General features: G+C 69.7%; 4 protein-coding genes and 4 pseudogenes. 6 read left to right on the plus strand and 2 right to left on the minus strand.

Annotated elements, in window-relative coordinates:
* Nucleotides 1–324: 324 nt before the first annotated feature.
* Entirely contained in the window at nt 325–2,868 is a 2,544-nt protein-coding gene (locus MJ797_RS18920) for a TIR domain-containing protein (RefSeq protein WP_239337052.1), read from the plus strand.
* Between the two features lie 164 nt (nt 2,869–3,032).
* Nucleotides 3,033–3,355, plus strand: a pseudogene (locus tag MJ797_RS18925) (transposase); the annotation flags it as partial.
* A 47-nt stretch (nt 3,356–3,402) separates the two neighbouring features.
* On the opposite strand, the pseudogene MJ797_RS18930 reads toward MJ797_RS18925, so the two are convergent.
* Both MJ797_RS18930 and MJ797_RS18935 read right to left on the minus strand, forming a co-directional pair.
* Nucleotides 3,403–4,224: pseudogene (locus tag MJ797_RS18930) on the minus strand (transposase); the annotation flags it as partial.
* Between the two features lie 822 nt (nt 4,225–5,046).
* Nucleotides 5,047–5,892, minus strand: a pseudogene (locus tag MJ797_RS18935) (group II intron reverse transcriptase/maturase); the annotation flags it as partial.
* A 596-nt stretch (nt 5,893–6,488) separates the two neighbouring features.
* On the opposite strand from MJ797_RS18935, the gene MJ797_RS18940 reads away from it, so the two are divergent.
* The 4 genes and pseudogenes from MJ797_RS18940 to MJ797_RS18950 all read left to right on the plus strand — a co-directional run.
* Nucleotides 6,489–6,848, plus strand: coding sequence for a hypothetical protein (locus MJ797_RS18940; protein ID WP_239337058.1), 360 nt, complete (start codon nt 6,489–6,491; stop codon nt 6,846–6,848).
* A gap of 37 nt (nt 6,849–6,885) precedes the next feature.
* Nucleotides 6,886–7,107 (plus strand): annotated as a pseudogene (locus MJ797_RS27570) (hypothetical protein); the annotation flags it as partial.
* Nucleotides 7,108–7,127: 20 nt separating this feature from the next.
* Nucleotides 7,128–7,484 carry a DUF6788 family protein gene (locus MJ797_RS18945; protein WP_239337071.1) on the plus strand — a complete coding sequence of 119 codons (357 nt, stop codon included), beginning with the start codon at nt 7,128–7,130 and terminating at the stop codon, nt 7,482–7,484.
* A 91-nt stretch (nt 7,485–7,575) separates the two neighbouring features.
* A partial coding sequence (locus MJ797_RS18950) for a recombinase family protein (protein WP_239337073.1) occupies nt 7,576–8,157 on the plus strand: 582 nt, incomplete at its 3' end.

An 8,157-nucleotide genomic window follows, 5' to 3' on the forward strand; every position in this document is an offset into this window, starting at 1 on the left:
ATGGGGATCGTGTGATCCGGCCAGGCGGATCGGCCGTGAGACCTGACATCGCGACACTGCGGCATCGCGGCTCCGGCGACGGCCATGTCGGCGATATGTACCCGATTCGTCACCCGCCGCCCTAGGATTGGCGCTGTCGCTGCACCAGCCGGCCGCTTCGGGGGCGAGCCGCACGGCGACCAGGGGGAGACAGATGTTCGTTGACCTGTCCGCGCGACGGCCGCGGTGCCGGGCGAAACGCCTCGAGGTTCGGCACCCTGCAGGTTCCGTCCTGCACCAGGGCTCTCCTCGAGGCTGGTCGCGGGCCGTGCCTGATTCCGAGCTGTGACTGATCTCCTGGATCGACAGCCGTCGACACGGTGGGACTTCTTCATCTCCTACGCCCAGCCGGACCTTGCCTGGGCTGAATGGGTCGCCTGGCAGCTGGAGGAGGCGGGCTACACGGTCCTGTTCCAGCATTGGGACTTCGTCGCCGGCACCCGGCGGACGGCGGGCATCCATGCCGGGACGATGGGAGCACGGCGGACCATCGCGATCCTTTCGTCCGCCTACCTGTCGTCGGTTCACGAGGCCGTCGAATGGCCTGTCGCGATGAACGCGGATCGGGCCGGCCTGGCCCGGAAGCTCGTTCCCATTCGGGTAGAGGACTGCGACCCGCCCGGGCTGTTCGGCGAAGTGACCTCGGTGGACCTGGTGGGACTCCCCGCCGAGGTTGCCGCCGCCCGGCTGCTCCAGGGGGTCGGCGCGGCGGTCGCCGGCCGGGCGAAGCCGGCCCGCGCGCCAGGCTACCCGGGGCCCGGCACCGCGCCGGGCCCCGACGCGGGAGATCCCGAGCCCCGGCGACGACTGACGCCGCTGTTCCCCGACACCCGGCCAGGCGGCCACAGCCAGGCCGAATCGGCCGACCTGCGAACTGCTGTCACCGGCTACTGGCATCCCGACCGCCGGTCGGGACCGTCCGCCGTCCCGCTCGGGGTGCTCACCGACCAGCTCGCGGCCACGGTGCGCAACCAGTGGCTGGCCGAGGCGGAGCTGAGGCGACTTAATGATCCATACACGCTCCCGGTTCGCTGGACGACCATGGGTGAAGGTGTCCCACGACTCGCGACCGCGGGACACAACCACCAGATCGGCGACTTCTTCCGGGCTCTCCCCGGGCGACGGCTGGCGATCCTGGGCGCGCCGGGCTCTGGCAAGACCGTGCTCGCGGCTCACCTCCTGCTCGACCTGATCGCCGCCCGCGACCCAGGTGACCCGGTGCCGGTCCTGTTCACCGCCGTGTCCTGGGACCCGGTGTCGGAGCGCTTCCGCGGCTGGCTGACCGCCCAGCTCACCCTGACCTATCCGGGCCTGGCCGCCATCACCGTGTCTCTGTTGGGCGCCCGAGTCAGCCGCGCGGAGGCCCTGATCGACGCGGACCTGCTCGTGCCCATCATCGACGGCATCGACGAGCTGCCCGAACCCGCGCGCTCCCGCGCTTTCGAGCGGCTCAACCAGGGCCTGCGCCCCGGTGCGCCGCTCGCGCTCACCTGCCGGTACGACGAGTACGCCGGAACGGACCCGAGCTCCGGAACTGACGAGGAGGCGGCAGGGGACGCGGCGGCTGCTTCGGTCGGCCAGTGGGCGAACCGGCTGAACGCAGCCGTCGCAGTCCGGATCGAACCGCTGAGTGCGCGTGTCGTCGGCGACTACCTGCGAGCCACGGCCGGCGGGCCGCAGGAGGCCGGTCGCTGGGACCAGGTCGTCGACACCGTGCTCACGTCGCCGCGTGCACCGCTGACCGAGGCCCTGACGACTCCGCTCGCGGTGGCACTCGCCCGAACGCTGCACGCTCCGTCGCGGGTCCGCCCGGGCCAGGCCCGCGCCGACCCGGCTCAGCTGTGCGACCGGGAGCTCTTCCCGACGGCCCAGTCGGTGCTCGACCACCTCTTCGACGGCTACATCGCCGCCGTCTACCCGCAGCGACGCGGTGAACCCGGCCCCGACGGGTCGCCGTCGCGCTGGAACGCCGTCGACGCGACGCGGTTCCACGTCACCCTCGCCGGTGTTCTTCGCGGGCTCGGTACCGCGGACATCGCCTGGTGGCGGATCCCGGAGGCCGCACCGGCGGTACTGCCCAGACTAGCCCTCGGCATCGCCTTCACCGCCGTCGTGACAGCCATCGCGCGGCTGGCCGCCGTTCCGAGCCTCCTATCCGCCGGCGTGGCGGCGGCCACCGGCCTCACCGTCGGCGCGCTGTCGTTCGCCCTGCGCGGGCATACCCATCCCCGCCAGGCTGTCCTGCGGCCACCCACCGCTCGGGAGGCGGCCGGTGGACTGGCCGCCGGCCTCGTCGCCGCACCGACGGCAGGCCTGGCCGCGCACGCCGCGAGCGCCCACGGCGGCCTGGCGCTGGGATGCGTCGCCGGAGTGGTCGGTGGCGTCGGGCTTGCGCTGGCCGCCGGCGCCGACGATGCTTCGGACCTCGAGGCGGCCGTAAGCCCGGGGGCGGTCCTCAGCCGTGACCGCGCCTCGTGGATCGTGATGGGCGTCGGGCTGCTCAGTGGCGTCGTGCTGATCACCTGCGCCGGCGTCGTCACCGGTGCCGGCCTGCGCGCCGGTCTTGCCGGCGGACTGGCGGCCGGCGTCGTCATCTGCCTGGCGGTCTGGCTGACCCAGCAGCTCGGCATGTCCTTCGGGCGGTTCGCGGCCGCCAGCCTCTGGCTCGCCTGCCGGCGACAGCTCCCGTTCCGTCTCATGACATTCCTTCGGGACGCCCATCGGCGCGGCGTGCTGCGACAGGTCGGCGCGGTGTACCAGTACCGCCACGCCGGTCTGCAGGAACGCCTCGTCCAGCAGAGACGCCCGGCCTCCCGGCACGGCGGGTGACGCCCTCGCACCGGTCTGGCACCTCAGCCGTCACGAACCTCCTTGCCGCCTATTGTTTGCTGCACGTTGTGGATGCCGAAAATGTCATCCGCCCTGCTCAGCGCGGGGGCTGTTGCGTTGGCGGGGTCCAGCGGTCGGGCCGGCCGCTCGGGCATGATCGACGGGTGCGTCGTCGGCGTGTGCGTCCCGTGGTTGCGGTCTCGGAGTTCGCGGGGTTCCGGTTCCCGCCGGAGGTCATCACGTGGGCGGTGCGGTGGTACCTGCGCTACGGGCTGTCCTATCGGGACGTCGAGGAGCTGCTGGCCGAACGCGGCATCGTCGCTGATCATGTCAGCGTCTACCGGTGGTGCAGCGGTTCACGCCGCTGCTGATCGACGCGGCCCGGCCGTGTCGCCACAGTCCCGGGGACAGGTGGTACACGGACGAGACAGATGTCAAGGTCGCCGGCCGTTGGACCTACTTGTACCGGGCGATCGACCAGTTCGGGGGGTGTCAGATGGTTGGCTCTGTCACGCTTGCGGTGGTGACTGTGGGTTAGCCGAGCAGGATCCGGTGGCGGAGGAGAGGGAATCCGGCGCGGCCGTGCATCTGCCGCATGATCCGTTTGGTCTTGGTGTTCACGCCTTCGGTGCCGCCGTTGCCGTAGGGCAGCGTCAGAGCGTTGTTGACGGCGTCGCGGTCGAGGTCGAGGCCGCGGGTGAACGCATGCAGGTGCGGCAGGCCGGCGGCCCGTGCGGTCGTGATCCAGTTGGTGAGGAGGCCGTCGTTGCCGGCGGCGGGTTCGAGCAGGGCGGCGAAGCCGCTGACCAGGCGCGCGAGGCTGGTCATCTCGGGGCAGGCGGCGCTGAGTTCGCCGAGCCGGTCGCGTTGGGCGTCGGCGAGGGCCTCGGGCCTGGTGAGCAAAAGGCGGGTGACGGCGCGCGGGAAGATCGCGGGCTGGTCGCCGTCAAGGCGCCCCTGGTTGATGTAGCGGACGAGCAGGTTGTGGCTGCTGGGATAGCCCTGCTCTCTGATCTCGCGGAACAGGGCCAGGACCGCGACGGCGGGTTCCTCGGCGCGGCGCCGTTTCAGATAGTCGCGGTAGGGGTCGACCATCGTCGGGCGGAACGCCGACGCGGCGACGAGCCGGTCGGGTTCGGGGGCTCGAGCGTAGCGCTTGACCGTGTTCAGCGCGAGGTTGAGCCGCCGGGCGCAGTCGAGCAGGCCCACGCCCTGGTCGAGCAGGTCGTGGACCTGGCGCCACCGCTCGCGGGTCGTGGCGGCGCGGGGGCCGTCGGGTGGCCGGGCGGCCCCCGCCCAGCAGGCGCTGTGCGCGGCGACCTCCTGGCGGACGGCCTCTGCGAGGCTGTGCCACAGGGCACTGGTGGGCCGCCGGCGAGGTGCCCGCGGGTGCGGGTCCTTTTCCGGCGGCCCCCAGTCCGAACGACGCATGCGGTAGGGTAGGCCGCCGACGAGGTGCCAGTTGGCCTGGCCCTTTTCCGACGGCCCCCTCCGAACCAGCCATGCCCGGTTTCCGTAGCAGCTGGCTCTCCAGTGCTTATCGTGGTCTACGTTTTACACGTCCTTCACGAATGATCTCCAGTACGGTTGCGGCGTCTCGCATCTCGCGTACCTCACCGTTCTTGTCGATCTCAAGCACCTGGGTCCCTTCGCCCGATGTAGACGGCTCTCCCGTCCTCCGTGGCAGGGCGTGACTCCTGCGACTACTACGGACCCTCCGTGACCGTAGGGCTCGCGCCCCGTAGGCCATCCCGAATTCCTCATGCGCCAGACGTGTCGAGCGTGACGTAGGCGTCCCGGTCCGTCCCCTTGAACGAGCTCGCTGCCCGTCGCCCACCGGCCGGAAGGGTTCAAAGCGACGAAAGTCGGAATCGCTCCTATGCCGGCGGCCCCGACATCAGACGCCGTGTCGGGAGGTGTGACGCTTGCACCGCTGGAGACTGGGCTTCAAGCAGTCTGGCCTTCGCCGTATCACGCGGGCCTTGCACGGCCGTGCCTTCGGCGCCTTCACAGCATCCCGCGCTTTCCCGCCATGCTCTTGTCCCCTCCCGGTCTCCCGTTCAGGTAAGGCGGGTGGCCCAGAGGTCACCTCCTCCCGAACCTCTGCCCCCTGTGGGGGCGATCTGGCGCCGAGTTAGACGGCGCACACTTTCACCGCACGTCGCTCTCCGGTGACTACTACGCGAGCTGTTTCGTTGGCTGTCCGGCATGAACGGCGTCGTGGCAGGAACGGCAGACCACGAGGGCCTTGCGTCGCCGTCGCGCCATGTGGGCCGCCCATGCCGGTTGCGGTTGTCCCGGCCGGTCGAGGTCTGACAGTCGCCGGACGTGGTGCACGGTGATGCCGTCCGTGCTCGTGCAGATCTCGCAGTGGTTCGCCAGGAGCCGGGTGACCAGCTCCGTGTGGCGCACGACGCCCGGGACCAGGACGCGGTCGGAGATGACCGCGTCGCGGCGCCGTCGGAGTGGAATGCCGCCGAACCGTGCGACCAGTGGCTTCCTGCCGCTGCGTTCGACCGTGGCCTCGAAACACTTGCGCCGCCCGTGCGGGGTGTCGACGGTGGCCGCGTATCGGTGGGCCATTTTCGACACCGACGAGCGGTGCTTGTTGGCCAGGGTCTTGAGCAGCGAGGTCTCCATGACCCAGAGCAGCCGGTAGAGACGGTGAACGTTCCCGGCTGGCAGGTAGTACTGGACGATGCCCCGCCACTCGGCCCCGTAGGTGTTGACGATCGTGTGGTCGTCCTCGTTGAGCAGACGGGGCCTGCGCTCGGGTTTACCGCGCGAGGTGTAGGGGGCCTTCTTGGCTTTGATCACCGATGCGGGTACCCGGAGGCTGACAGTGCCGTTGGCACTGCGTTTGCCGCCGGTGACCTTGCGGTCGTTGTGGAGCACGGTGATCTCGTAGCCGAGGAAACGCGCGGCCTGGGTGCGGGCGTGCGTGATCAGGGTCTTGTCGTCCGACAGTTCCAAGGCGAGATCGTCGCGTAGGAATGCCGTCAGGCGTTGTTTGATCTCCTCGGCTGTGCGTCCTGAAGACCGGAGGTGACGTGGTGTAGTCCAGCGTGACTGATGGTCGTGCTCGTCGTTGCTTGCCGGTGAGAGTCCGGTCCGGGTAGCTGCCAGGAGGCCCGGTAGCAGGCTGGCGGTCCGGTTGGGTAACTGGCCGGGTCGAAGCCCAGCGTCAAAAGCCCTGTCAGGGGGAGCAACTGAACGGTCCGTAGCATGAAGCGAACGCTGCCGCGTCGTCAAAGTCCCGGCCTTGGGGCCGGAAAGAGGGAGAGCCGAGCCGCGAGCTTCACGGTGAAGGCCATGGAAGCGGTGAAGACCCTGGAGGTGCAGCCGTGAGGAACTCCCCGGCGTAAGGGCGGCGGAACGTTCAGAAAGTGACGGCGGGAACAGGAGAGGCCCGATCCGGCCCGGTGGCCCTGCGAAGGACGGCCGTCGGAAGTGAGGTGCCCTATAACCGGCCAAACCGGGAAGTGGGTAGCCTGTCGGGTGGGCGTCGGAGGCGGTCATATTACCGATCGAGCCGGGCGGACAACATAACCGCCGGTGAGGGAAGGGCCGCTACTTCGTCGATGTGCTTCGGCGCAGGGAAGAGCTGGTGAGTGCCACATATGGCTAGTACCACCGGGCAAGATACGGTTCGGACTCTGCAACGAGCGCTGTACCGGGCGGCCAAGGCCGATCCCGGGCGTCGGTTCCACGCGCTCTATGACAAGGTCTATCGCAGGGACGTGCTGGAGTGCGCGTGGGTTCAGGTGCGCCGTAATGCTGGCGCTCCGGGCATTGACCGGGCTACCGTCGTCGACGTCGAGGAGTACGGGGTGTCCCGGCTGCTCGATGAACTGGCCGCGGACGTGAAGGCAGGGGTGTGGCGGCCGTCGCCGGCCCGTCGGGTGTTGATACAGAAGCCCGGGGTGTCCGAACGGCGTCCGCTGTCGATCCCGACGGTCACGGCATACTGCCGGAGCTGACAGTCGATCTTCGAAATCTCTCGTTGTTGTCCATCCGTTCCACGCGCTGCACGGTCAGCGGCTCGACGTCCTGTTCAGTAAGCGGTGGGCGGGCGAGACGTTGTTCGTCTGTGTTCGGCCGGGTTCGGGTCAGATCACGCTGCCGGCGGCGTGGACGGATCGTGGTCCGTCCACGGAGCGGGGCCGGCTCTCGGTCGACGGGTTGACGGCTCTGAGCGCGGTGACACGCGCCCTCACGGTCGTTGATGGCGGTGAGTAGCTATGCGATTGTCTTGTGTGATGACTCCACCCAAGATCCGGACAGATCCGGGCACAACAAGCACGGAGGATCTTCTTGCGCGACGACGGGCACTGGCCGAGACGATCGGGGACCCGCAGCGGGTGCTGGCCGGTTCGCTCGTCGAGCAGCACCGCCGGTGCGGCAAACCGAGCTGTGCGTGCACGGGCGGGGACGGCCACGGGCCGTACGCCTACCTCAGTCCACGCCAGGTCGAGCGCGGCCGGCTGCGCTACGTCCCGGCCCGCCTCGTCGCGGTCGTGCGCCACTACCTGGACCGGTCTGGCGAGGTCGAGGCGGCGTTGGCGGAGATCTCGGCGATCAACGTCGAGCTGCTGGCACGCCGGGAGCTGACCTGAGCGATGGCCGTGGCCGTTCTGTCCGGACCTGCCCGCCGCGAGGCGGTGGCGGTGGTAGCGAACATGACGGCCAGCGCACGGGGAGCGAACAGTGAACGGCGAATACACGATCACCACGTCGCATCGGCGGCGGGCGGCGCTGGTCTACCTGCGCCAGTCGACGCTGATGCAGGTACGGGAGCACACCGAATCGACGCTGCGGCAGTACGCGTTGCAGGACACAGCAGTCGAGCTGGGCTGGGCTGCGGGCGACGTGGAGGTGATCGACACGGATCTGGGGGTCTCGGGTGCCTCGACCCGGGGCCGGGAGGGATACCGCCATCTGATGACCCGGCTGTGCCTGGGCGAGGTCGGGGCGATCTTCGGGTTGGAGATCTCCCGGCTGGGCCGGTCGAACGCGGAGCTGGCCCGGCTGGCGGAACTGGCCCGGCTGACGGACACGCTGCTGATCGACGCGGACGGGGTCTACGACCTGTCCGACTTCAACGACCAGCTGCTGCTCGGCCTGAAATCGACGATGGCCGCCGCGGAGCTGCACATCATGGCGGGCCGGCTGCAGGCGGCGAAGCGCGCCGCCGCGGAGCGCGGCGAGTTGCGCACCCCGCTGCCGGTCGGCTACGTCTACGACGCCGAGGGCGCCCAGGTCATCGACCCGGACGAAGAGGTCCAGGCC

The sequence above is a fragment of the Protofrankia sp. CiP3 genome, from assembly GCF_917627345.1.
Lineage (GTDB): Bacteria > Actinomycetota > Actinomycetes > Frankiales > Frankiaceae > Protofrankia.

Bases quoted from the DNA above. Each gene is read 5' to 3' on its own strand.
- MJ797_RS18940 (WP_239337058.1), top strand. From the start codon at position 6,489: ATGGCTAGTACCACCGGGCAAGATACGGTTCGGACTCTGCAACGAGCG.
- MJ797_RS18945 (WP_239337071.1), top strand. From the start codon at position 7,128: ATGACTCCACCCAAGATCCGGACAGATCCGGGCACAACAAGCACGGAG.